This is a genomic window from Streptomyces sp. NPDC058663, from assembly GCF_042716745.1.
Classification (GTDB): Bacteria; Actinomycetota; Actinomycetes; order Streptomycetales; family Streptomycetaceae; genus Streptomyces.
In genome coordinates this window covers 1-24,222 of the sequence record NZ_JBHXRV010000044.1, presented here as the reverse complement: position 1 = coordinate 24,222, position 24,222 = coordinate 1, and the positions used below count along the sequence as shown (strand labels likewise).

The window sequence follows — 24,222 nt, the reverse complement described above, 5'->3', positions numbered from 1 at the left end:
CGAAATAGGCATTCCGTGCCACGAAAGTGGGCACGAGGTGTCAGTGCCAAAAGTCCCGATCGGGACAATCCGGGCGCCACCTCGCTCGTCTCACGCGCGCGGCGCACATCCGAGCACATGGGCCTTGACCAGCTCGCCGATCCGCGGATCCCGCCTCCGGAAGGCGTCCACGAGCGCCTCGTGCTCCTCCGCGTACGACTTCTGCACCGTCCCCAGCCACCGGATCGACAGCGCGGTGAACACCTCGATGCCCAGCCCCTCCCAGGTGTGCAGCAGCACCCCGTTGCCCGCCGCCCGCACCAGCTCCCGGTGGAAACCCACGGTGTGCCGCACCTGAGCGGTCCCGTCCACCGCCCGGTCCGCCGCGTACAGCGCCACCACGTGCGGCTCCAGCGCCGACACGTCGTCCGCGAGCACCGGCGCGGCCAGCTCGGCGGCGATCTGTTCCAGGCCCGCCCGCACCGGGTAGCTCTCCTCCAGATCGGCGGCCGTCAGATTCCGTACCCGTACGCCCTTGTTGGGCGCCGACTCGATCAGCCGCAGCGTCTCCAGCTCCCGCAGCGCCTCCCTCACGGGTGTCTGGCTGACCTGGAGCTCGGTGGCGATCCGCCGCTCCACGATCCGCTCGCCCGGCTTCCAGCGCCCGCTGACGATCCCCTCCACGATGTGCTCGCGGATCTGCTCGCGCAGCGAGTGGACGACGGGCGGGGTCATGAGGTGCTCCTTCGGGGACAACCGGCACGCCGGACAACCGCGCGCGGGGTAACCATACGGCGGCGCCCCCGCCCGGAAAGGACCCGGGCGGGGGCGCACACGTACCGAGGGGAGCCCTACAGGCCGAGCTCGACCTCGAACTCGCCGGCCTCCAGGATCGCCTTGACCGTCGTCAGGTAACGGGCCGCGTCGGCGCCGTCCACCAGACGGTGGTCGTAGGAGAGGGCCAGGTAGGTCATGTCGCGGATCGCGATGGTCTCGCCCAGGTCCGGGTGGTTGATGACCACGGGACGCTTGACGGTGGCACCGATGCCGAGGATGCCGACCTGGTTCGGCGGAACGATGACCGTGTCGAACAGCGCACCGCGCGAGCCGGTGTTGCTGATCGTGAAGGTCGCGCCGCCCAGCTCGTCCGGGGTGATCTTGTTCCCGCGGACCTTGCCCGCGAGCTCCGCCGTCTTCTTGGAGATGCCGGCGAGGTTGAGGTCGCCCGCCCCCTTGATGACCGGGGTCATCAGACCCTTTTCGGAGTCCACCGCGATACCGATGTTCTCGGTGTCGAAGTAGGTGATCGTGCCCTCGTCCTCGTTGATCCGGGCGTTGACGACCGGGTGGGCCTTCAGCGCCTGGGCCGCCGCCTTGACGAAGAACGGCATCGGGGACAGCTTGACGCCCTCGCGGGCGGCGAAGGAGTCCTTGGCGGCCGCACGCAGCTTCATCAGCTTGGTGATGTCCACCTCGACGACCGAGGTGAGCTGCGCCTGGCCGTGCAGCGCCTTCATCATGTTCTCGCCGATGACCTTGCGCATGCGGGTCATCTTGACCGTCTGGCCACGCAGCGGGGAGGCCTCCAGCTTGGGGGCCTTCGACGCGGCGGGAGCAGCGGCGGCCGGAGCCGGAGCGGGAGCCTTGGCGGCCTCCGCGGCGGCGACGACGTCCTGCTTGCGGATACGGCCGCCGACGCCCGTGCCCTTGACCTGGCCCAGGTCGACGCCGTTCTCGGCGGCGAGCTTGCGGACCAGCGGGGTCACGTACGCGCCGTCGTCACCCGAGGTCGCGGCCGGAGCCGGGGCCGGGGCGGCGGGCTGAGCGGCCGGAGCCGGTGCGGCCGGAGCCGCGGGGGCCGGTGCCGGAGCGGCGGGTGCGGCCGGAGCCGGTGCCGGAGCGGCGGGGGCCTCCTGCTTCGGAGCCTCCTGCTGCTTCGGAGCCTCCTGCTGGGGCGCCTCCTGCTTCGGCGCCTCCTGGGCGGGGGCGGCCGGAGCCGGAGCGGCGGCCGGGGCCGCGCCCTTCGCGCCGATGACGGCCAGCTTGGCGCCGACCTCGGCGGTCTCGTCCTCGGCGACGACGATCTCCAGGAGAACGCCGGAGACGGGGGCCGGGATCTCGGTGTCGACCTTGTCCGTCGAGACCTCGAGGAGGGGCTCGTCCTCGGAGACCTCCTCGCCGACCTCCTTCAGCCAGCGGGTGACGGTGCCCTCGGTGACGCTCTCGCCGAGCGCCGGAAGGGTGACGTCGGTGCCCTCGGCGGAGCCCGAAGCGGCGGGGGCCTCCTGTGCGGGAGCCTCCTCCTGCTTCGGGGCCTCGGCGGCGGGGGCGGCCGGGGCCTCCTCCTGGGCCGGGGCGGCCGGAGCCTCTTCGGCAGCCGGAGCCTCTTCGGCGGCCGGCGCGGCGGCGGCCTCGCCACCGCCCGTGCCGTCGTCGATGATCGCGAGCTCGGCGCCGATCTCGACGGTCTCGTCCTCGGCGACCTTGATGGAGGCCAGGATGCCCGCGGCCGGGGCCGGGATCTCGGTGTCGACCTTGTCGGTCGAGACCTCGAGCAGCGGCTCGTCGGCCTCGACGCGCTCGCCCTCGGCCTTGAGCCAGCGGGTGACGGTGCCCTCGGTGACGCTCTCGCCGAGCGCCGGCAGGGTTACGGAAACCGACATGGTTTCAGTTGCTCCTAACGGAAGATGTGGTGGTCGTCGCGCCCAGCGGACTGACCGGCCGGTCGTGTTCGACCGTATTAGTCGTGGGAGTGAAGCGGCTTGCCGGCGAGGGCCAGGTGGGCCTCTCCGAGCGCCTCGTTCTGCGTCGGGTGCGCGTGGATGAGCTGCGCGACCTCGGCCGGCAGGGCTTCCCAGTTGTAGATGAGCTGCGCTTCGCCGACCTGCTCGCCCATCCGGTCACCGACCATGTGGACGCCGACCACGGCACCGTCCTTGACCTGGACGAGCTTGATCTCGCCCGCGGTCTTCAGGATCTTGCTCTTGCCGTTGCCGGCCAGGTTGTACTTCAGAGCGACGACCTTGTCCGCACCGTAGATCTCCTTGGCCTTGGCCTCGGTGATGCCGACGGAGGCGACCTCGGGGTGGCAGTACGTCACCTTCGGGACACCGTCGTAGTCGATCGGCACGGTCTTGAGACCGGCGAGACGCTCCGCCACCAGCATGCCCTCGGCGAAGCCGACGTGCGCGAGCTGGAGGGTCGGGACGAGGTCGCCGACCGCGGAGACGGTCTCGACGTTGGTGCGCATGTACTCGTCGACCAGGACGTAGCCGCGGTCCATGGCGACGCCCTGCTCCTCGTAACCGAGGCCCTGCGAGACCGGGCCGCGGCCGATCGCGACCAGCAGCACCTCCGCCTCGAAGGTCTTGCCGTCGGCCAGGGTGACCTTGACACCGTTCTCGGTGTACTCGGCGCTCTGGAAGAAGGTGCCCAGGTTGAACTTGATGCCGCGCTTGCGGAACGCGCGCTCCAGGAGCTTCGAGCTGTTCTCGTCCTCGACCGGCACGAGGTGCTTGAGGCCCTCGATGACGGTGATCTCCGAACCGAAGGACTTCCACGCCGAGGCGAACTCGACGCCGATGACGCCGCCGCCCAGGATGATCGCCGACTCCGGGACGCGGTCCAGGGTGAGCGCGTGGTCCGAGGAGAGGATGCGGTTGCCGTCGATCTCCAGGCCCGGCAGCGACTTCGGTACGGAGCCGGTGGCGAGGAGCACGTGGCGGCCCTGGACGCGCTGGCCGTTCACGTCGACGGAGGTCGGGGAGGAGAGCCGCCCCTCACCCTCGATGTACGTCACCTTGCGGGAGGCGACCAGGCCCTGGAGGCCCTTGTACAGGCCCGAGATGACCTCGTCCTTGTACTTGTGCACGCCCGCGATGTCGATGCCCTCGAACGTGGCCTTCACGCCGAACTGCGCGGACTCGCGCGCCTGGTCGGCGATCTCGCCCGCGTGCAGCAGGGCCTTCGTCGGGATGCAGCCGTTGTGCAGGCAGGTGCCGCCGAGCTTGTTCTTCTCGATCAGTGCGACGTCGAGGCCCAGCTGGGCTCCGCGCAGCGCCGCGGCGTAACCGCCACTGCCACCGCCGAGGATCACTAGGTCGAAAACGGTGCTGGCGTCGTTCGCCACGTCACGTCCTCCATGCATGTGCGCCGGTCGCCGGTCATCGCATGACCGGTCGGCGGGGGTGTACGGCCGCTTGTTGTTCGGCCCTGTGGTGGGGGCCCTGTCCTGCCGGTGAACCATCTTCGCACTTGTTCACGGATGGCGGGACGCCGGGCCGGGTTCCGGGACGGGCGGTGGACCGCCCGCCCGGAGTGCCTCTGAGTTACCAGCGCGTACGTGGTGACAAATATTTCGTTGAGGGCGAAACGGTACATACGCGCACACGGGGCCCCGGCCTGATCCGCCCGGGGCCCCGCACGGATCCGTCAGCCGAGGTCGCCGGCGGCGGTGCGCTCCGCCAGCTTGACCAGGGTGCGGATCGAGGATCCGGTGCCGCCCTTGGGGGTGTACCCGAATGGGGCGGACTCGTGGAACGCCGGGCCCGCGATGTCCAGGTGCGCCCAGGCGATGTCCTCGCCGACGAACTCCTGGAGGAACAGACCGGCGACCAGGCCGCCGCCCATCCGCTCGCCCATGTTGGCGATGTCGGCGGTGTCGGAGTTCATGCCCTTGCGCAGCTCGGCGGGGAGCGGCATCGGCCAGGACTGCTCGCCGACCTCCTCCGCGATCTCGTGGATCGCGGTGCGGAAGGACTCGTCGTTGCCCATGATGCCGAAGGTGCGGCTGCCCAGCGCCATCATCATCGCGCCGGTCAGAGTGGCGACGTCGACGATCGCGTCCGGGTTCTCCTCCGAGGCGCGGGTCAGCGCGTCGGCCAGTACCAGGCGGCCCTCGGCGTCCGTGTTGAGGACCTCGACGGTCTTGCCGCTGTACATGCGCAGCACGTCGCCGGGGCGCGTCGCGGTGCCGGACGGCATGTTCTCGGCGAGCGCCAGCCAGCCGGTGACGTTCACCTTGAGGCCGAGACGGGCGACCGCGACGACGGCGGCGAACACGGCGGCGGCGCCGGCCATGTCGCACTTCATCGTCTCGTTGTGGCCGGCCGGCTTGAGCGAGATGCCGCCCGAGTCGTAGGTGATGCCCTTGCCGACGAAGGCGAGCGACTTCTCCGCCTTGGCGTGGGTGTAGGAGATCCGCACCAGGCGGGGACCGTGCGCGGAGCCCGCGCCGACGCCCAGGATGCCGCCGTAGCCGCCCTTCACGAGGGCCTTCTCGTCGAGGATCTGGATCTTGAGGCCGTGCTCCTTGGCGGCGGCCTGGGCGACCGCGGCGAACGACTCGGGGTAGAGGTCGTTCGGCGGGGTGTTCACCAGGTCGCGGGCCCGGTTGATCTCCTCGGCGACGGCACTCGCGCGCTCGGCGGCGGCCTTGAACGCCTTGTCGCGCGGCTTCGCGCCGAGCACGGCGATCTCGGCGAGCGGCAGCTTCTCGCCCTTGTCGCCCTTGTCCTCCTGGTAGGCGGTGAAGGCGTACGCACCGAGCAGCGCGCCCTCGGCGACGGCCTCCGCGTCCTCGACGGACCCGACCGGCAGGGCGAAGCCCGCCTTCTTCGTGCCGGTCAGCGCGCGGGCCGCCACGCCGGCGGCGCGGCGCAGCGACTCGGCGGCGTACGTCTCGTCCTTCTCCGGGACCGGGCCGAGGCCGACGGCCAGCACGAGCGGGGTCTTCAGACCGGACGGCGCGGCCAGCTTGGTCACCTCACCCTCGGCACCCGAGGCGCCCAGGGTCTCCAGAACGGAGGCCAGCTTTCCGTCGAACGCCTTGTCCACGGCCTCCGCGCCCGAGGCGAGGACCGGACCCTTGGGGCCCTTGGCGATGCCGATGACGAGCGCGTCGGCGCGCAGCGTCGCGGCACCGGAGGTGCTGAGAGTGAGAGCAGTCACTGTGGTGAAATCTCGCTTTCTGGGTTCCTGGTGGTGGCGGGAGTGTGCGCCTGTCGGTCGAGCCTACGCGCGTGGGGGTGCTTCGCTCACGGCAGCGACCGGTTCACTCATCAGTGGTGTCTCTCCGAGGTTTCGGGAGCGCGGAGCGTGAGCGATGCGTCACACTCCAGAAAGTTCGTGCAAGGGATCAGGGGATTGCTTTGCATGATTTCCACAGTTCTTCCGTGACGCGTCCGCAAGGATGTCGTCCGGAAGCGTTCGAGGGGGAGGGGAGTACGGGATGCCGTACGGGAAAATCGCAGGACAGAGGCGTACGTCGGGGGCGATGCGCGCAGGCAGAACAGGGGCGGCGCTGCTGACCGCCGGGCTGCTCGGCGTGGTGCTGGCGCTGCCGCCCACCGGTGCGACGGCCGCGGAGGCGGCCCCGCGCATCGATCTGAAGGTGCTCGTCGTCGACGACGGCGGGGAGGCCGTGTCGGCCATCACGGACGAACTGCGCGGCAGCGGAGTGCCGTTCACCCGGCTCGACCTCGCGGCGGCGGGGCGCCCGGTGATCGACGCCGCGTTCCTCAGCGACACCGTCGACGGCCGCCCGCGCGCCAAGTACCAGGGTGTGGTCCTGCCCAACGAGACGCCGTTCGGCGCCGGTTCGCCGGAGTCCTCCGCCCTCGTCGCGTACGAGAAGACCTTCGGGATCCGCCAGGTCGACGCCTACACCTGGGCGCACCCGGGCGTCGGTCTCGACTACACCGACCAGGAGGGCTACGCAGGCCCCATGGACGGCGTCGACGCCACCGTCACCGCCGCCGGGAAGGCCGGGCCCTTCGGGTACCTCGACGGGCCGCTGAAGTTCGAGGACAACTCGCCCTCGGTGATGGAGAGCTACGGCTACGCGGCCCGCCCCCGGGCCGGCTTCACCAGTTACGTCGACATGCCCACCGGTACCGCCACCCGCGGCAGCCTGGTCGGCGAGTACGCGCACGACGGGCGCCGCGAACTGGTCGTCACCTTCGCCTACAACAAGTACCAGCGGCAGTTCCGGGTGCTGGCGCGCGGTGTCGTCGAATGGCTGACCCAGGGCGTACACCTGGGACGCAACCGCAACTACTTCTCCGTTCACGTCGACGACGTCTTCGCCCCCGACGCTCGCTGGGACAGCGCGCTCAACTGCACCCCGGGCGACTTCGACTGCAAGGGCGGTGAAGGTGAAGGCGGCAATCCCATCCGCATGACGGCGGCCGACGCGCAGTACGCCGCCCAGTGGCAGCAGGAGAAGAACTTCACGCTCGACATGGTGTACAACGCCGGCGCGGGCGAGGAGTGGAAGGCCGAGCACGGCGGCACCGACGCGCTGACCGCGCGGCTGGTGGCCGACAGGGCCCAGTACCGCTGGATCAACCACACGTACACGCACCCCTTCCTCGGCTGCAAGCAGGACAACACCGTCGTGCCGTGGAAGTGCGCCACCGACGCCACGGGCAAGACCCTGTGGATGAGCCGCGCGGAGATCTCGAAGCAGATCTCCGACAACCACAAGTGGGCCACCGCCAGGGGCATCGCGGTCGACAGGACCGAGCTGGTCACCGGTGAGCACTCCGGGCTCAAGACCAGCCCGCAGCAGCCCGTGGACAACCCGAACCTGGCCCCCGCGCTCGCCGACAACGGCGTGAAGTGGATCGCCAGCGACGCCTCGCGCGAGCCGCAGCAGCGCGCCGTGGGCAGCGCCCTGACCGTGCCCCGGCACCCGATGAACGTGTACTACAACGTGGGCACCGCCGCCGAGATGACCGACGAGTACAACTGGATCTACACCGGCAGGGCCGACGGCGGCAGCGGCGCCTGCGAGGACAACCCGGCCTCCACCTGCATGACGGCACCTCTCGACACCGCCGGCGGCTACCAGGACTACATCGTCCCCCAGGAAGCGCGCACCGCACTGAGCCACGTCGTCGGCAACGACCCGCGCCCGCACTACGTCCACCAGTCCAACCTCGCGGAGGAGCGGCTGCTCTACCCGGTGCTGGACAAGACCCTGGGGGACTACCGGGCCCTGTTCGCGGACAACGCACCCGTGGTGAACCCGACCCAGCGCGAGACCGGTGTGGAGTTCACCCGGCGCGCCGCCTGGGACAAGGCGCTGGCGGCGGGCACGGTCACCGCGTACCGCATCGGGGACACCGTCACCGTCAAGGCACCGGCGGGCGTCGTGGCGCCGGTCACCGCACCGGAGGGCACAAGGAAGCAACTGCTGCTCGGCACCGCCGCGTTCGGGACGCCGTACGCGGGAGCGCGCTCCGCGTGGGCCGGGCCGGAATCTCTCCAGTCCGCCGTCACACTGAAGCTGCCGCCGGTCACCGCGTAGCACCGACGGCGGCCCGCGGCCAGGCCACCGCACCGCACACCGCACGAGGGCACCAGCCGTCGGCGACTCGTCCTGGGGGGACACGAAACATGAGCCGTGGGCGTCATGTCAGCATGCTCACCGAAGGCACCTACCCGCATGTCCAGGGGGGTGTCAGCACCTGGTGCGACCAACTGGTGCGGGGCATGCCCGACGTCGATTTCCATGTCGTGTCCCTCACGGGCAGCGGGCGCGAACCCGTCACCTGGGAGCTGCCGGCCAACGTCTACCGGCACACCGTCGTCCCGCTGTGGGGCGCGGCCGACAGCTCCCGCTCCGCCCGGCCCCGGGGGCGGGAGAAGCGCGAGTTCCTCGCCGGCTACGAGCGGTTCCTGCTCTCCGTCCTGGACCCGTCGGCGGGCTGCGACTTCGGCCGCGAGCTGTACGCACTGGCCGAACTCGCCCGGCAGGGGCGGCTCACCGCAGCCCTGGGCTCCGAGGACGTGCTGCGCGCCCTGACCTGGATCTGGACCATGCCGCACCTGGACACGGCCAGGGCCAGGCCCACCCTGCACGACGCACTCATAGCCACCGACCTCCTCGACCACCTGCTGCGCCCGCTCGGCGCCCGGATACCGGAGGGCAGCATCGCCCACGCGGTCAGCAGCGGACTTGCCACCCTGCCCGCGCTCGCCGCCAAGCACTTCGACGGCGCCCCCTTCCTCCTCACCGAGCACGGCATCTATCTGCGCGAGCGCTACCTCGGTTACCGTTCGGCGGCCCAGCGCTGGCCCGTCAAGGCCCTGCTGCTGGGCTTCTACCGCGAGCTGAACTCGCTCGGCTACCGCGAAGCCGACCTGATCACCCCCTGCAACCAGTACAACCGCAGGTGGGAGGAGCGCGGCGGCGCCTCCCCCGACAGCATCCGCACCGTCTACAACGGCGTCGACCCCCAGCTCTTCCCGCACGCGGGGCCCGAACCGGAGGTCCCCACGCTGAGCTGGGCGGGCCGGATCGACCCCATCAAGGACCTGGAAACCCTGGTCAGGGCGTACGCGATCTGCCGCGCCGAGATCCCGGCCCTGCGCCTGAGGCTCTTCGGGGGAGTGCCCGAGGGCGGCGAACCGTACCGGACGAAGCTGGAGAAGCTCGCCGCGGAGCTCGGCGTCAGCGACGGCATCAGCTACGAGGGGCGCATCTCGGACGTGGCCCGCGCCTACGCCGCGGGAAGCGTCGTGATGCTCTCCAGCATCAGCGAGGGCTTCCCCTTCAGCATCATCGAAGCCATGTCCTGCGGCCGCACCACGATCTCCACCGACGTCGGCGGAGTGCGCGAGGCGGTCGGCGACACCGGACTCGTCGTCCCGCCGCGCGAACCCGAGGCGATGGCCCGCGCCACCCTGGAACTGCTGCGCGACGACGAGCGGCGGGGGCGGCTCGGCGAGGCGTCCCGGCAGCGGGTCATCGACCAGTTCACCCTGCGCCGCTCCATCGAGGGCTTCCGCGGCATCTACGAGGAACTGGACGGCGTGCCCGAGCCGGTGCTCCAGGAACTGCCGGCCGAGTGGACGATGCAGCTGCGGCTGCCCGACCCGTGGCGGGCGATGGCGGCGGACGGGTCCACCTGGTGAGCACACCGGTCCGCCGGGTAAGCCCACCGGTCCACCTGGCAAGCACACGGGTCCACCTGGTGAGCGCACACCCCACCACGTCCGGCGGGGCCCGCGCGTCCGCCGCGAAAGGCACCTCATGAGCGGCCCGATGTGGCTGACGCCCGACGACCGGCAGGACACCCTGCCGGCCATACCGCGACCGCGCCCCGCCTGGGCCACCGCCGCGGACCCGATGGACGAACTCGCCGGGCGGCTGCACGACCTGATCGAGGCCGCCGTCCACCCCGACGAGATCGCCGCCATCCTGGAGTCCGACGGGATGAACGACGAGCACATCCGGCTCACCTACGGCCGGACCGACTCCTTCGCACTCGCCGAGGACCTCTACGCGCGCGTGCCCCGGGCCTACCCGGAACCGGAGATCGCGCCCGGCGACCCCTGGCACATCAGCCTGCTCCCGTGCCTGCTGCGCGGCCTGGTCTTCGCCCTGCCCGGCCTCGCTTACGTGCTCGGGGCGCCCTTCGCCACCGGCGCCACCCCGATCGCGGTGCTCGTCGCCAGCGCGCTGACGGGCTGGGCGTGGAACCAGGCACTGGCCCACCGGGCCTACACCTGGCTCGGCCTCGGCGACCGCCCGGCGGCCGCCCGCTGCCTGCTCGCCGGGGCGCCGCTCGGCGCCCTGCTGGGGACGGCGGTGGCGCTCGCCGTCGCCGGCCCCGGCGAAGGAGCCGCCGTCGCCTTCGCCTCCGTACAGGCCCTGTACCAGGGGGCCGCCACCGTCCTGCTGGTCCTGGGCCGGGAGCGGCTGCTGCTGCTCGCGCTCGCCCCGATGTCGGCGGGCGCCGTAGCCGCCCTCCTCTACGACGTCCCGGACGCGGCCCGCGTCGCACTGCTCGCCCTCTCGCCGCTGGCCGTGCTCGTCCTGGCGGCCGTGGAACTGCTGCGCGGGGCCGGCGGCCGGGTGCGCGGTCCTGGCGGGCCGAAGGTGCTGGCCTCCGTGCCGTACGGGGTGTTCGGCCTGGCCACCGGTGTGCTGGTGCTGCACGCGGCGCTCGGCGACGTGCTCGCGGGCGGCACCGCGGGGGCGGCCGCCGCGCCGGGGGCGGTGGCTCTCACGCTCAGCATGGGCCCGGCGGAGTGGCTGCTGCACAAGTTCCGCAGCGGCACCCTGGCCGGGCTGCGGGCCTCCACCACACCGGGACAGTTCCGGCGCGCCACCGCGTGGACCCTGCTGCGGTGCCTGGGCCTGTACCTGCTGGTCCTGGCGGGGCTGGCCGCGGCGGGCACCCTGTTGTGGCCGCAGGCGGGTGGCTTCGACGGGTGGCGCGCTCTCGGGCTGCTGCTCATCGGCACCCTGATGTGGACCGGGCTGCTCCTCCAGGCGTTCGGTGCCGTGCTGGTGGCGGCCTCGGTGTGCGGGGCGGCGGCACTCGTGCAGACGCTGGCCGTGCTGGGCGGCGCGAGCCAGCAGACCTCGCTGGCCGTGCCGGGGCTGGCGGCGGTGCTGCTGACCGGCCTGGTCGGCGTCATGCTGGGCAGGGCGGCCGCCCACCGGCCGTGAGAGGAAGCACCCCGTGACCCACCTGCTCGTGCCGTTCTACGAACACCCCGCCCACCGCCCCGAGGACTGGGAGGCTCTCCTGCGCGCGCCCGAGCGGCTGCACGGGGTGGTCCTCAACCCGGCCAGCGGCGCGGGCACCGCCCCCGACCAGGCGTTCGCGGCCCTCGCGGAGCGATTGCGCGCGCAGGGGGTGCGCGTCCTCGGCTACGTCGACACGGACTACGCCCGGCGCCCGCACGCCGCCGTGGTGGAGGACCTGCTCCGCCACCGCGACTGGTACGCCACCGACGGCACCTTCTTCGACCAGGTCTCCTCGGGGCCCGACGCGCTCGCCCACTACCGCAGGCTCGCGGTGGCGGCCCGCCAGACGGGTGCGCGGACCCTGGTGCTGAACCACGGGGTGCACCCCGACCCGGCCTACCTCGCGCTCGCCGACGTACTGGTGACGTTCGAGGGCACCTGGGACACCTACCTGGCGCAGGGCCCGGTGCCGGAGTGGACCCGGGAGCACCCGGCGGGCCGCTTCTGCCACCTGGTGTACGCGGCCCCCACCGGCATCGCGGCGCTGGCCGCGCTGCGCGGCGCGGCGGTGCACTGCGCGGTGCCGGGCGACGGCGCCCACCCGTGGGGCACCCTGCCGCACGGACTCGGCGACCGGGGCCGGGACGCGGGGGCACGACGATGAGGCGCGCGTCGCGGACCAGGCGCGCCGGGTGGCCGGCCGTGCTGCTGCTCCTGGTGGCGGGGTGCGGCACGTCGTCCGATCCGGACCCCGGACCCGGACCCGGACCGGTGCCGGGGCCCACCACCACCGCCTCCGGGCCCGCCACCCCGTCGCCCCGGCCCGGCGGCCCCCGCTGGCAGCCGCGCCCGGGCACGGACTGGCAGTGGCAGCTCAGCGGGACGCCCGACCTGTCCGTCGACGTACCGGTGTACGACATCGACGGGCACACCAACTCCGCCGCGACGGTGGCCGAGCTGCGCGCCCAGGGCCGCAAGGTCATCTGCTACCTGTCGACCGGCGCGTGGGAGAACTTCCGCCCCGACGCCGGCCGCTTCCCCGCCGAAATCCTCGGCCGGGGCAACGGCTGGGAGGGCGAGCGCTGGCTTGACATCCGCCGCACCGACGTCCTGGAACCCCTGATGGCCGCCCGTATGGACATGTGCCGCGACAAGGGCTTCGACGCCGTCGAACCGGACAACATGGACGGCCACCTCAACAAGACGGGCTTCCCGCTCACCGCCGCCGACCAGCTCCGCTACAACCGGCTGATCGCCCGTCTCGCCCACGAGCGGGGGATGGCGGTCGGCCTGAAGAACGACCTGGAGCAGATCCCCGAGCTGGTCGGCGACTTCGACTTCGCGGTCAACGAGCAGTGCGCCGAATTCGACGAGTGCGCCCTGCTGACCCCCTTCATCGAGGCACGGAAGGCGGTCTTCCATGTGGAGTACGAGCTCCCGGTCAGCGAATTCTGCGCGGAGTCACGGCGGCTGAAGCTCAGTTCGATGCTGAAGCGGTACGACCTGGGGGCCTGGCGGCGCGCCTGCTGAGGGCGCGGCCCCGGCCGCCGCGCGGCTCAGCCCAGGGCCAGGACGACCAGAACCGCCGTCGCGGCCGTTTCCGCCAGGGCGCCGAAGACATCACCCGTCACCCCGCCGAAGCGGCGCACGCAGTGCGTCAGGAGCAGGTGGGCCGCACCCAGGGCGGCGACCGCGGCCAGGCCGTGGTGCAGGGCGCCGTACGGACCGGCGACCAGGCCCGCGGCCGCGCACAGAAGGGTGCCGACGAGGCCCGCGACGAGAGCGCCGGGGGCCGGGACGACGCCCGCCACCGCGGCCCCCAGACCTCCGGGGCGGGCGGCGGGGACGCCCGTGCGGGAGGCGAGGGTGAGGGCGAGCCGGGCCACGAAGCCGGCGGTCAGTGCGGCCAGCGCGCCGCGCACCCAGCCGTCCGCGTACAGCTGCGCGTACACCGCCACCTGCGCCAGCAGCGTGAACAGCAGGGTGATGACGCCGAACGGGCCGATGTCCGACTGTTTCATGATGTCCAGCGCCGCCGCGGCGGGCTTGGCGCTGCCGAGCCCGTCGGCGGTATCCGCGAGCCCGTCCAGGTGCAGCCCCCGGGTGAGCACGGCGGGCACAGCGGCCGTGGCGACGGCGGCGAGCAGCGGGCCCGCTCCCAGCAGGAGCAGCAGGGCGCCGAGCGCCGCGGCGCACAGCCCCACCACGGCGCCCGCGAGCGGCGCGCACCACATGCCCCTGCGGGCCGCCTGCCGGTCCCAGCGGGTGACGCGCACGGGCAGGACGGTGAGGGTGCCGAAGGCGAACCGCAGTCCGTCCTGGAGAGAGGCGTGCGCGGGCGGCGGCGGGTCAGGAGTGCTCACCGGGCGCAGGCTATCGGGCAGCACGGGCCGGTAAGTTACCTATTGCGCACAAAGTGGACAAGGTGGAGTGGGTGGCATGGGTCACTGGATGTACCGGAACATCGTCGAGCCGGGAAAGCTGCCGCTGTTCGTCGCCCTGCTGTCCTTCGTGCTGTCCTTCGTGGTCACCCGCACCATCACCCGGCTGATCCGGGCCGGGAAGGGCCCGTTCCGCAACGTCACGCCGGGCGGACTGCACATCCACCACGTGGTGCCCGGGGTGGTGCTCACCCTCATCGGCGGCTTCGGCGCCGTGGCCAGCGGCCGGCACGGGGTGGGGGCGGCTCTCTGCGCGTTCCTCTTCGGGGTCGGGGCGGGTCTCGTCCTGGACGAGTTCGCGCTGATCCTCCACCTCGACGACGTCTACTGGAGCGAACAGGGGCGCACCAGCGTCGAGATGGTCGTCCTCACCGCAGCCCTGGTGCTGCTGGTGCTCACCGGGTCCCTCCCGTTCGGTGTGAACGAGCTGACGGAGGAGGAGGCGCGCAGCAGGGGGCTCTTCATCCTGAACATCGTCCTCAACGGGATGTGGTCGGTGGTGGCCCTGTTCAAGGGGAAGGTGCGCACCGCCCTGTTCGGGATCGTGATCCCGCTCGTCGGCGTGGTCGGCGCGGTCCGTCTCGCCCGCCCCAACTCGCCCTGGGCGCGCCGCTTCTACCGGCGCCGCCCCCGGGCCAGGGCGCGCGCGATGCGCCGGGTCTACCGGCACGACCGCCGCTGGGCCCGGCGCAGCCGCGCCGTTCAGGACTGGATCGGCGGTGCGCCCTCGCCCGGACCCTGAGCGCACCGCGCGGCCCTGCGCCTGCGCAGGGCCCCTTCGGCCAGCATCAGCAGGAACACGCCCAGCAGTGCCGCTATGTGCTCCTTGCCGGCCAGGTTCGTCTTCACGACCACCTCGACCACCATCGCCAGGACCACGGCCCCCGCCGTCCACCGCGCGCCGTACCGCCAGCACACGTACAGGGCGAGACCCACCACCGCGGCCGAGGGGCCGGTGTCCACCACGGCCTTGTCGGCCTCCGGCAGCCCGGCCGGGTGGTCAGGACCCAGCGCCACGCCCACGCGCGCGTAGAGCGTCCCGGAGAGGGTGGCGACGTACGCCAGGAACAGCGTCCTGACGCGGCCCAGACAGATCTCCGCGATGCCGAACACCAGCAGCACCTGGGCGAGCGCACCCCACACCGGCAGGTCGAGCGCCGGCACGAACAGCGACAGCGGGGTGCGCAGCAGCGCCAGCGGCAGCGGGTCCTCGGCCCGCACCGCGCCGATGTTCTGCACGGTCTGGTAGCCCCAGGACTGGTTCTGCACGACCTGGAACAGCGCGGTCAGGCAGACCGCGGCCAGCGTCATCCAGGCGGCCCGCCAGCCGCGGGCGGTCAGCGCCGCGCGCACGCGCGCGTACAGCGGGCCCCACTCGCGCCGGGCGAAGCGGCGGGGCCAGGGCTCGGGAACGGCGCCCGCGCTCACGTTCTCCTTCCCGTCTCCAGGTGCTTGCGGTGCAGCCACTTGGGCAGCCCGGGGGCTTCCAGGAAGCCTTCGGCGCGTCCGGCGGCGACGCCGATGCGCAACAGGTCGGCACTCTTCTCGAAGAGCATGAAGCGAGGCTCCCAGATCGGTCGGTACTTGGCATTGGCCCGGTACAACGACTCGATCTGCCACCAGCGCGAGAAGAAGCTCAGCAGCGAGCGCCACAGCCTCAGCACCGGTCCCGCACCGAGGCGTGCACCACGCTCGAAGACCGACCGGAACATCGCGAAGTTCAGCGACACCTGAGTGATGTTGATCTCGCCTGCGCGCTGGAGGAGTTCGATGACCATGAACTCCATCAGCCCGTTCTCGGAGTCCCGGTCGCGGCGCATCAGGTCCAGCGAGAGACCCCCGGGACCCCACGGCACGAAGCTGAGCACCGCCCTCAGCTCGCCCGCGCCGTCCGTGCACTCCAGCATCACGCAGCGCCCGTCGCCCGGATCACCCAGCCGTCCCAGCGCCATCGAGAAGCCGCGTTCGGTGGCCCCGTCCCGCCAGTCGTCGGCCCTGCGGAGCAGCTCGGCCATCTCCGGCCCGGGGATCTCCTCGTGACGGCGGATGCGGACCTGGTACCCGGCCCGCTGCACCCGGTTGTACGCCTGCCGCACGGTGCGCATCGCACGGCCCTGAAGGGTGAACTCGGCCGTCTCCACGATCGCCTCGTCCCCCAGCTCCAGGGCGTCGAGACCGTGCCGGGCGTAGATCGTGCCCGCCTCCTCGCTCGCGCCCATCACGGCGGGCACCCAGCCGTGCTCGCGGGCCTGCGCCAGCCACGGCTCGATCGCCCCCGGCCAGGCCTCCGGGTCGCCGATCGGGTCACCGGAGGCGAGCGAGACCCCGCCGACCACCCGGTAGGTGACGGCGGCCTTCTGCGTCGGCGACCAGATCGCGCTCTTGTCGCGGCGCAGCGCGAAGTAGCCGAGGGAGTCGCGCTCGCCGTGTGTGGCCAGCAGGGCCCGCAGCTTCTCCTCGTCCTCGTCGGAGAGCGGGTCGACGGCCCGGCGGGCCCGGAAGGCGGCCAGCAGGACACCGATCAGCAGGGCGGTGCTCATGATGTTGATGAGGACGTTGACCCAGCCCGGCGTCATGATCCCGGCGAACTGGTCCTCCGGCGCGGCCAGCGAGATCAGCCGGGCCACCCCGTACCGCCAGCGCTCCAGGAACGTCGAGGAGCCCGCGCCGTGCGAGGCGGTGTTGGTGACGGTCACCAGCAGTGCCGCCAGCAGCGAGGTGACCATGAGCCCGCCCACCGCGACGGCGCCCGCCAGCCTGGGGTTGGACCGGTCGCCCTTCGCGTAGAACTCGCGCCTGCCCAGCAGCAGCGCCGCGAAGAACGCCCCGGTCAGCACCAGCGAGACCCAGTTGCGCGGGTACTGCCGGATCTCGGGGAAGAACATCACCAGGGCGAACAGCATGAACAGCAGCCCGCTGAGCACCGTGTTCACGATCCACGCGGCCCGCTTGCGCCGGCGCATGGTGACGGCCATGACCAGGGCGAACAGGCCCGCCGAGAAGCCGGCCGTCAGCAGGTACGGGGTGAAGTAGTCACCCTCGTTGTGCCGGCGCAGGTCCTGGCCGAGGGAGACCCACACGGCGCTCAGGAAGCAGATGAACGTCACGGCCCGCAGGTACCAGACGGCGAAGGCGGCGCTGCGCCGGGACAGCGGCGTACTGCGGCGCGCCTTGGAGGCGGGCGGCGCTGCCTTGGATGTTCCTTCGGTGACCAAGCGGACATCTCCCATGAAACGCGATGATATGGGGCATTGCGTTCCGCAAGAGACCGTGCCGGTGGCGAACCGCCGCGCCCGCCGGGAGGCCCGGGGGCACCGCTGCGACTCAGCCGCCCGTCACTGCCCCGGCGTCCTTCGCGTCATCGGCCGGCTCCTCCCGTACGGGCAGCTCCGCGGCGAGCGCGGCAGCGGCCTGGACCAGCGGAAGCGCCAGCAGTGCCCCCGTTCCTTCCCCCACAGTGACGCCCTGGTCGAGCAGAGGGTTGAGTGCCATCCGGTCGAGCGCCTTGTCCTGCGCAGGCTCCCCGCTGACCTGCCCGGCCAGCCACCAGTCCGGCGCCCGGAACGCCGCCCGCTGCGCCACCAGCGCACAGGCCGCCGAGACGACGCCGTCCAGGATCACCGGTGTGCGGCGCACCGCGCACTGGAGCAGGAACCCGGTCATCGCGGCGAGGTCCGCCCCGCCCACGGCGGCCAGCAGCTCCAGCTGGTCGCCCAGCACCGGCCTGGCCCGCCGCAGCGCGTCGCGCACCGCCGCGCACTTGCGCATCCACGCCAGGTCGTCGATGTACGCGCCGCCGCGCCCGGTGACCACCGAGGCGTCGGTGCCGCAGAGCGCGGCGACCAGGGTGGCCGCGGCGGTGGTGCCGCCCACGCTCAGATCCCCGAGCACCACCAGGCCGGTCCCCGCGTCGGCCTCCTCGTCGGCGATCGCCATGCCCATCCGGACGGCCCGCTCGGCCTCCTCGACGGTCATCGCGTCCTCGATGTCGATACGGCCCGAGCCGCGCCGCACCCGGTGCCGTACCACCTCCTCGGGCAGCAGCTCCGGGTCGCAGTCCAGGGCGGCGTCGACGACCCGCAGCGGGGTGCCGGTCCGCCGCGCCAGCACGGCCACCGGACTCTCCCCTTCCAGCACCGCCCGCACCAGCAGCCGGGCCGAACCGGCCTCGCGCGCCGACACCCCGAGCCCGGCGACCCCGTGGTCCCCGGCGAACAGCACCACCTTGGCCCGCTCGAGGGGCCGCACCGGTACGGACCCCTGGGCCGCCGCCAGCCACTCGCCCAGCTCGTCGAGCCGGCCCAGCGTCCCGGGCGCCACGGCGAAACGTTCCCGCCGCTCCTCGGCCTCCCGGCGCACGCCACTGTCAGGACGCTCGATCAGATCGGAGAAGTCATCAAGATTCAACGCGCTCATTCGCCGAACAGTACCGGCCTGCCCCGGCCTTCACCGCAGTCTCAGCGCCTGTCCCGCCGCCACCAGCAGAACCTCCTCGCACTCCGCGGCGACACGTGCGTTGAGCCGGCCGAGCTCGTCCCGGAAACGCCGTCCCGACGGCGTCGCCGGCACCACCCCCGACCCCACCTCGTTGCTCACCGCGACCACGGTCCTGCCGGTCTCCCGTACCGCCCGCACCAGCTCCTCCACCCGCTCGCGCAGCGCCGCCCGCCCGCCTGCCGCCCATTTCTCCTCGTCCCACGCGCCGACCCGGTCCATCGCGTCCGTCAGCCACAGCGCCAAGCAGTCCACCAGCAGTGGCGGCCCGTCCTGCGCCAGCAGCTCCGCCACCTCGCAGGTCTCCTCCGTGCGCCAGCTGCCGGGCCGCCGCTCCCGGTGCAGCCCGATCCGCTCCGCCCACTCGGCGTCGCCGTCCCGCCGGCCGCCGGTCGCCACGTACACCACTCCGGGGAAGCCCTCCAGCCGCCGCTCGGCCTCCACCGACTTGCCCGACCTGGCCCCGCCGAGCACCAGCGTGCGCCGCGGCACGTCCGGCACCTCCTCGTACGCCCCGACCTCCAGGGTGGTGCCGTCCGCCACCGCCCTGGCCCCGAGCGCCGCCAGCCGCCGGTCCGTCTCCGCCCCCGGCGGCACACCGTGGTCCAGGTGCACGGCGACGACATCGGTGGACGACAGCACGGCACCCCAGGACCGGAGCCTGGCCAGGGCGTCCGGCCGGCCGAGGACGTCCAGTACGACCAGGTCGTACGGCCGCACCCTGCCGTCCCCGGCGGGCGCCCCGCCCGGCGGCAGGTACAGCAGCCGGTCGCCCTCCACGGAGGTCACCTCGTACCCGGTGCCGGGGGAGTCCATCGGCACCGCCCGCACCCGGTGCCCGCTGATCAGCGTCAGCTCCTGGCCGTCCGGCACCCGCCCGGCCCGGGGCAGCCCGGGCGGCAGCTCGACGGGCGGCCCGTCGTGCGGATGCGTGAGCAGCACCTGCCGTACACCGCCCAGCGAACGCCCCGCCCGGGCCGCGGCCAGCGCCGCCCCGGGGGTGAGGTCCAGCAGCAGGGCCCCGTCCACCAGCAGCGCGGTGGCACCGCGGGCACGCGGTCCCCGGGCGGTGGCGCAGTCGGCGCAGGGGCAGTCCGGGCGGGGCAGGCCGGCCGGTGCGCCGGTACCGAGGAGAGTCAGTTCCACGGGACGATCCTCCCGCGTCCTTGTGCGCGCTGCGCGCCCGGCTACGCTGCCAGCAGCATCGAACGACCCGGGAGGCGTACATGGCGTGGACGTGGCGGTTCGAAAAGGCGGACGGAACGGAGACCCAACCGGCCGTGGAGCCGGAGGAGTTCACCACGCAGGGCGACGCGGAGTCCTGGCTCGGAGAGGTCTGGAAGGACCTCCTGGAGGGCGGGGCGACGCAGGTGACCCTGTCGGAGGACGGCAAGAAGATCTACGGCCCGATGAGCCTGAACCCGGAGGACTGAGGAAAGGGCCCCGCGCCCCTGAGTACCTCAAGGGGGCGCGGGGCGGGGCCGGGCAGAAGGGGCCACCCGCGCCACCGGCGCCCCCCGGGCGCCTACATCTCGCCCAAAGTGGCCTCCGCCGACTTCTTCACGCCGTCCCGCAGGAACTCCACCCCCACCTTCTGCCCCGGCCGCGCCGAAGCCAGTTCCTCGGTCAGGGCCGTGATCGTCGGCACCGGTTTCCCGCCGAGCGTCACGATGACGTCCCCCGGCCGGATTCCCGCCCCGGCCGCCGCCCCGCCCTTCGCGACGGCCGCCACGGCCACCCCGGTGGGCCGGAAGTCGTCGTCCAGGACCGTCCGGCCGGAAATGCCCAGCGCCGCCCGCCCGGAGTCCGTCACCTTGCCGCTCTTGATGATCTGGTCGGCGACCGTGCGCACCATCGAGACCGGGATCGCGAAGCCGATTCCCGGCGCGGCCCCGCCCCCCATCTGCGGATCGCTGGCGGCCAGGGTGGGGATGCCGATGACCTGACCGTCCAGGTTCACCAGGGCGCCACCGCTGTTGCCCGGGTTGATCGCCGCCGAGGTCTGCACCATGTTGCCGATCGTGGCACCGGTGCCGCCGCCGGTGCGCGGCTCGCTCACCGTACGGCCGACCGCCGAGACGATGCCCTGGGTGACGCTGCTGGACAGGCCGAGCGGGCTGCCCATCGCCAGGACGATCTGCCCGACCTCCACCTTCGCGGAGTCACCGAACCGGGCCGCCTTCACCCCGGCGGGAACCCGGTCCAGCTTGATGACGGCCAGGTCCTGCTCCGGGTACGCGGCCACCAGCTTCGCGCCGATCGTCTCGCCGCCCGTGGCCACGGTGACCTTGAAGGTCTTCTCCTGGCCGACCACATGGGCGTTGGTCACGACGTGGCCCTTGCCGTCGTACACGACGCCGGAACCGAGGCCCTCGCTGGCGTCGATCTGCACGACCGAGGGCAGTGCCTCCTGGATCACCTGCTGGTAGTCCTTCTCCAGCTCCCGCGTGCTGCCGGAACTGCCGCGCGGCTCGGCGGCGGGAGAGGAGGAGGCGGCGGACGAGGAGGCGGGGGACTCGGCGGCGGCACCGGTCGGCGCCGGATCCGAGCAGCCCGAGAGCAGCGTCACCGCGCAGCACCCCGCGACCAGCGGCAGCAGCAGCCGGCGGGGTGCGGGGGCGCGAGCGGGGACGGGGGTGGCGGTGCGGGCGGGGCGAAGTGATCCATCCATGTCCGGAGTGTCCCTTCTGTCCGTGCGAGGTGGCCTCCCGGCAGCGGCCGAACAGGGGGCGGGTCACCCGGAACGGCCCCCTGCATGCCTACCCCGTAAGCCTGCCCGCGCCGCAGGCCGTCAGCCGCGTACTCCGCACGGATGAGGCGCCAGCGCGGCCGACCGCGCCGCGCACCGTCAGCCGCGTACCCCGCACAGATGCAGCAGCGCCGCCACCCGCCGGTACGGGTCCGTCCTGGCCACCCGGTCCTCCAGGGCCAGTACCCGCGCCAGCTCCTCCTCGGAGAGCTCCGGGCCACCGGGGCGCACGCCGTCGGTGAACACCCGCACCCCGTACCAGGCGTGCAGCGGGGCCGCGATGCCCGCGAGGGTCGCCGTCAGGGCGTCCAGCCGGTCCGCGCGGACCGCGAGGCCCTGCCGGTCGGTGTACGCGTCCGTGTCCAGCGCGGCCAGCGCCCCTGCCCAGTCCCCGGCCAGCCCCGGTCCCATGGCCAGTGCGTCCGCGTTCCGTACGAGCAGCGACAGCAGGCCGCCGGGGGCCAGCATCCTGCCCAGACCCGCCACCAGGGCGTCCGGCTGCGCCACGTGCATCAGCACCCCGTGGCACAGCACCACGTCGAAGCTGCCGGGCAGGAAGTGGACGCCGGTGTCGTGCCCCGTGCCCTCGATCAGGCGGACCCGTTCGCGGATCCCGGCGGGCTCGCCGCAGAGGGCGTCGCGGGCCGAGGCCAGCAGGCCGGGGTCGGACTCCAGGCCCGTCACCCTGTGCCCGGCGCGGGCCAGCCGCAGCGCCTGGGCGCCGTGCCCCATCCCGACGTCGAGCACCCGCAGTCGCCTGCCGACCGGGAACCGGCCGGATATCTGTTCGTCGAGCTGCCGGGTCACCAGTTCCTGGCAGACCCGGCTCCGCAGTCCCCCCGGACCGGCCGCCGATGTGGCGGAAGCCCCGCCGAAATCCGCCGGTGCGGCGGTCGACGGGGCTCCCGGAGCCTGGGGGGCGTCCCTGCTCAGGGCCGTTCCCCGCGCTTCACCTGCGGCTTCGGCAGGCGCAGACGGCGCATCTGGAGGGAGCGCATCAGACCGTACGCGGTGGCACCGCGCAGCGACTCGTCCGGGAAGCGGGTCTTGAGCTGCTTCTTCAGGCGGATGGCCAGACCGATCGAGTCGATCACGATCAGCACGATGACGACCATCCACAGCATCAGCGCGATGGTCTGCAGGTTGCCCACCTGCACCATGCTCAGCACCAGGATGATCACCGCCATCGGCAGGAAGAACTCCGCGACGAAGAAGCGCGAGTCGACGAAGTCACGGGTGAAGCGGCGCACCGGACCCTTGTCACGCACGGGCAGGTACCGCTCGTCACCACTGGCGAGGGCCTCCCGCTGCTTGGCGAGGTCGGCGCGGCGGGCCTCCCGCTGGCGCTTCATCGCCTCCTTGCGGTTCGTCGGCGCGGTCACGGCGCTGCGGCGCTGCGACTGCGCGACGGCGCGCTTGGGAGTGGGGCGGCCCTTGGGCGCCTGCGGGTCACGGGGCGTCTTGGAGAGATCGATGGTCACCTTGTCGGTGGCGGCGGTCTTCTCGGCGCTGGAGTTGGCACGGCTACGGAACACAAAACCCAAGGGTACGGGGTGCCGGGCATGGCGTGCGGTCCGACGGGGAACGATCCGGCAACAGCTGTGCCCGGATCCGCTCCCGAGCCGCCCGCCGCCGACGTCCGAGCCGGCGGCGGAAGGCGGCGGCGGGGTCCGGTGGCGGGGTCCGGCGGGGAGGCCGCCGTCGTCCCGTACCAGGGTTGCCTCTACTCCCTACGCCCGAGACCGGCTTCGCACAGTCGTCCTGGAGGAGGAGCACATCGACGCCGGAACAGTGCGGTAATGGAGACAGGGCCCGTACTGTGGGTTCTGTTGGAGTGGCCAGGTTCCGGAGTCCGTCAGAAGGGGGCGCGCGAAGCCCATGAGCGGTGTCATGAAGCGTATGGGGATGATCTTCCGCGCGAAGGCGAACAAGGCCCTTGACCGGGCCGAAGACCCGCGGGAGACACTCGACTACTCGTACCAGAAGCAGCTGGAACTGCTGCAGAAGGTGCGCCGCGGAGTCGCCGACGTAGCGACGTCGCGCAAGCGGCTCGAACTGCAGCTGAACACGCTGCAGAACAACTCCTCCAAACTGGAGGACCAGGGCCGCAAGGCGCTCGCGCTCGGCCGGGAGGACCTCGCCCGCGAGGCGCTGTCCCGCCGGGCCGCGCTGCAGCAGCAGGTCTCCGACCTGGAGGTGCAGCACCAGACCCTCCAGGGCGAGGAGGAGAAGCTGACCCTCGCGGCCCAGCGCCTCCAGGCCAAGGTGGACGCCTTCCGTACGAAGAAGGAGACCATCAAGGCCACCTACACGGCGGCGCAGGCGCAGACCCGGATCGCGGAGTCCTTCTCCGGCATCTCCGAGGAGATGAGCGACGTCGGCGTCGCGATCCAGCGCGCCGAGGACAAGACGGCCCAGCTCCAGGCGCGGGCCGGTGCGATCGACGAGCTGCTCGCCTCGGGTGCGCTGGACGACCACTCCGGACTCGCCAAGGACGACATCCAGGCCGAACTGGACCGTCTCTCCGGCGGTACGGACGTCGAGCTGGAGCTCCAGCGGATGAAGGCGGAGCTGGCCGGCGGCCCCTCGCAGCAGGCGATCGAGGGCGGCCAGGGCCAGCAGGGCTCCGCGCAGAACGGGCAGAGCCAGTCCCACCCGAAGTTCGACAAGCAGTAGGGCAGGAGAACCATGATCGTCCGCATCATGGGGGAGGGTCAGCTCGATCTGGCCGACAGCCACTTCGCCGAGCTCAACAAGCTCGACGACGAGTTGCTGGCCGAGATGGAGAACGGGGACGGGCCCGGCTTCCGGCGCACGCTGGAGGCTCTGCTGGAGGCGGTGCGGTCGCTGGGCACGCCCCTGGCGGACGACTCCCTGGCACCCTCCGAGCTCATCCTCCCGGCCCCGGACTCCACCCTGGAAGAAGTCCGCGCCCTCCTCACCGAAGACGGCCTCATCCCCGGCTGACCCCGCCGCCTCCGCCCCCTCGGGCGGCGGAGCCGCACCCGCACCCCACCCCCCCCCCGCCCCCTTGGGCGGCGGGGCCGCACCCGCACCCCCCCGCCCCCTGGGCG

21 protein-coding genes are annotated in these 24,222 nt (G+C 72.5%); 9 read left to right on the top strand and 12 right to left on the bottom strand.

Annotated features, from left to right (window positions below; translation table 11 throughout):
* Nucleotides 1-90: 90 nt before the first annotated feature.
* The 4 genes from ACFWVV_RS28235 to ACFWVV_RS28220 all read right to left on the bottom strand — a co-directional run bounded on the left by ACFWVV_RS28235 (nt 91) and on the right by ACFWVV_RS28220 (nt 5,928).
* Nucleotides 91-714 carry a GntR family transcriptional regulator gene (locus tag ACFWVV_RS28235; RefSeq protein ID WP_384344876.1) on the bottom strand — a complete coding sequence of 208 codons (624 nt, stop codon included), beginning with the start codon at nt 712-714 and terminating at the stop codon, nt 91-93.
* Between the two features lie 116 nt (nt 715-830).
* Entirely contained in the window at nt 831-2,642 is a 1,812-nt protein-coding gene (gene sucB / locus ACFWVV_RS28230; protein ID WP_384344873.1) for a 2-oxoglutarate dehydrogenase, E2 component, dihydrolipoamide succinyltransferase, read from the bottom strand.
* A 77-nt stretch (nt 2,643-2,719) separates the two neighbouring features.
* Nucleotides 2,720-4,108: a dihydrolipoyl dehydrogenase gene (gene lpdA / locus ACFWVV_RS28225; protein WP_384344871.1), complete on the bottom strand. Its 1,389-nt coding sequence runs from the start codon at nt 4,106-4,108 to the stop codon at nt 2,720-2,722.
* Nucleotides 4,109-4,410: 302 nt separating this feature from the next.
* Nucleotides 4,411-5,928 (bottom strand): leucyl aminopeptidase, encoded by a 1,518-nt coding sequence (locus tag ACFWVV_RS28220; RefSeq protein WP_384344869.1) that lies wholly within the window; start codon nt 5,926-5,928, stop codon nt 4,411-4,413.
* A 325-nt stretch (nt 5,929-6,253) separates the two neighbouring features.
* Between ACFWVV_RS28220 and ACFWVV_RS28215 the strand changes: the two genes are divergently transcribed.
* The 5 genes from ACFWVV_RS28215 (at nt 6,254) to ACFWVV_RS28195 (ending at nt 12,994) form a co-directional block, all read left to right on the top strand.
* Complete coding sequence (locus tag ACFWVV_RS28215; protein WP_384344867.1) at nt 6,254-8,290, top strand: hypothetical protein; 2,037 nt, start codon at nt 6,254-6,256, stop codon at nt 8,288-8,290.
* An 89-nt stretch (nt 8,291-8,379) separates the two neighbouring features.
* Entirely contained in the window at nt 8,380-9,900 is a 1,521-nt protein-coding gene (gene pelF, locus ACFWVV_RS28210; protein ID WP_384344864.1) for a GT4 family glycosyltransferase PelF, read from the top strand.
* A 118-nt stretch (nt 9,901-10,018) separates the two neighbouring features.
* Nucleotides 10,019-11,443, top strand: a complete 1,425-nt coding sequence (locus tag ACFWVV_RS28205; RefSeq protein WP_384344862.1) for a hypothetical protein — start codon at nt 10,019-10,021, stop codon at nt 11,441-11,443.
* A gap of 13 nt (nt 11,444-11,456) precedes the next feature.
* On the top strand, nt 11,457-12,128 hold the full coding sequence (locus ACFWVV_RS28200) for a spherulation-specific family 4 protein (protein ID WP_384344859.1): 672 nt from the start codon (nt 11,457-11,459) through the stop codon (nt 12,126-12,128).
* Nucleotides 12,125-12,994, top strand: coding sequence for an endo alpha-1,4 polygalactosaminidase (locus ACFWVV_RS28195; RefSeq protein ID WP_384344857.1), 870 nt, complete (start codon nt 12,125-12,127; stop codon nt 12,992-12,994). The genes ACFWVV_RS28200 and ACFWVV_RS28195 overlap by 4 nt, the downstream gene beginning before the upstream one ends.
* 26 nt (nt 12,995-13,020) lie before the next feature.
* Here the strand turns inward: ACFWVV_RS28195 and ACFWVV_RS28190 are convergent, their stop codons facing one another.
* Entirely contained in the window at nt 13,021-13,827 is an 807-nt protein-coding gene (locus tag ACFWVV_RS28190) for an adenosylcobinamide-GDP ribazoletransferase (protein WP_384344854.1), read from the bottom strand.
* Nucleotides 13,828-13,903: 76 nt separating this feature from the next.
* On the opposite strand from ACFWVV_RS28190, the gene ACFWVV_RS28185 reads away from it, so the two are divergent.
* Nucleotides 13,904-14,647 carry a hypothetical protein gene (locus tag ACFWVV_RS28185; protein WP_384344851.1) on the top strand — a complete coding sequence of 248 codons (744 nt, stop codon included), beginning with the start codon at nt 13,904-13,906 and terminating at the stop codon, nt 14,645-14,647.
* Here the strand turns inward: ACFWVV_RS28185 and ACFWVV_RS28180 are convergent.
* The 4 genes from ACFWVV_RS28180 to ACFWVV_RS28165 all read right to left on the bottom strand — a co-directional run bounded on the left by ACFWVV_RS28180 (nt 14,608) and on the right by ACFWVV_RS28165 (nt 19,545).
* Nucleotides 14,608-15,333, bottom strand: a complete 726-nt coding sequence (locus ACFWVV_RS28180) for a hypothetical protein (protein WP_384344848.1) — start codon at nt 15,331-15,333, stop codon at nt 14,608-14,610. The genes ACFWVV_RS28185 and ACFWVV_RS28180 overlap by 40 nt on opposite strands.
* The gene (locus ACFWVV_RS28175; RefSeq protein ID WP_384344845.1) at nt 15,330-17,135 is read right to left on the bottom strand and encodes a phosphatidylglycerol lysyltransferase domain-containing protein; all 1,806 of its coding nucleotides are present in this window, start codon (nt 17,133-17,135) and stop codon (nt 15,330-15,332) included. The genes ACFWVV_RS28180 and ACFWVV_RS28175 overlap by 4 nt, the downstream gene beginning before the upstream one ends.
* A gap of 94 nt (nt 17,136-17,229) precedes the next feature.
* Entirely contained in the window at nt 17,230-18,321 is a 1,092-nt protein-coding gene (gene cobT, locus ACFWVV_RS28170) for a nicotinate-nucleotide--dimethylbenzimidazole phosphoribosyltransferase (protein ID WP_384344842.1), read from the bottom strand.
* 30 nt (nt 18,322-18,351) lie between these two features.
* Entirely contained in the window at nt 18,352-19,545 is a 1,194-nt protein-coding gene (locus ACFWVV_RS28165; protein WP_384344839.1) for a bifunctional adenosylcobinamide kinase/adenosylcobinamide-phosphate guanylyltransferase, read from the bottom strand.
* An 80-nt stretch (nt 19,546-19,625) separates the two neighbouring features.
* Between ACFWVV_RS28165 and ACFWVV_RS28160 the strand changes: the two genes are divergently transcribed.
* Nucleotides 19,626-19,832 carry a hypothetical protein gene (locus ACFWVV_RS28160; RefSeq protein WP_384344836.1) on the top strand — a complete coding sequence of 69 codons (207 nt, stop codon included), beginning with the start codon at nt 19,626-19,628 and terminating at the stop codon, nt 19,830-19,832.
* Between the two features lie 92 nt (nt 19,833-19,924).
* On the opposite strand, the gene ACFWVV_RS28155 is transcribed toward ACFWVV_RS28160, so the two are convergent.
* The 3 genes from ACFWVV_RS28155 to ACFWVV_RS28145 form a co-directional block, all read right to left on the bottom strand.
* Entirely contained in the window at nt 19,925-21,070 is a 1,146-nt protein-coding gene (locus tag ACFWVV_RS28155) for a S1C family serine protease (RefSeq protein WP_384344833.1), read from the bottom strand.
* Between the two features lie 177 nt (nt 21,071-21,247).
* Nucleotides 21,248-21,982 carry a class I SAM-dependent methyltransferase gene (locus tag ACFWVV_RS28150; protein ID WP_384345110.1) on the bottom strand — a complete coding sequence of 245 codons (735 nt, stop codon included), beginning with the start codon at nt 21,980-21,982 and terminating at the stop codon, nt 21,248-21,250.
* Between the two features lie 95 nt (nt 21,983-22,077).
* Nucleotides 22,078-22,683, bottom strand: coding sequence for a DUF3043 domain-containing protein (locus ACFWVV_RS28145; protein ID WP_384344830.1), 606 nt, complete (start codon nt 22,681-22,683; stop codon nt 22,078-22,080).
* A gap of 343 nt (nt 22,684-23,026) precedes the next feature.
* On the opposite strand from ACFWVV_RS28145, the gene ACFWVV_RS28140 reads away from it, so the two are divergent.
* Together ACFWVV_RS28140 and ACFWVV_RS28135 are read left to right on the top strand one after the other, a co-directional pair.
* Nucleotides 23,027-23,824 carry a PspA/IM30 family protein gene (locus ACFWVV_RS28140; protein ID WP_384344827.1) on the top strand — a complete coding sequence of 266 codons (798 nt, stop codon included), beginning with the start codon at nt 23,027-23,029 and terminating at the stop codon, nt 23,822-23,824.
* A 12-nt stretch (nt 23,825-23,836) separates the two neighbouring features.
* Entirely contained in the window at nt 23,837-24,115 is a 279-nt protein-coding gene (locus tag ACFWVV_RS28135; RefSeq protein WP_384344825.1) for a hypothetical protein, read from the top strand.
* Nucleotides 24,116-24,222 lie beyond the last annotated feature (107 nt).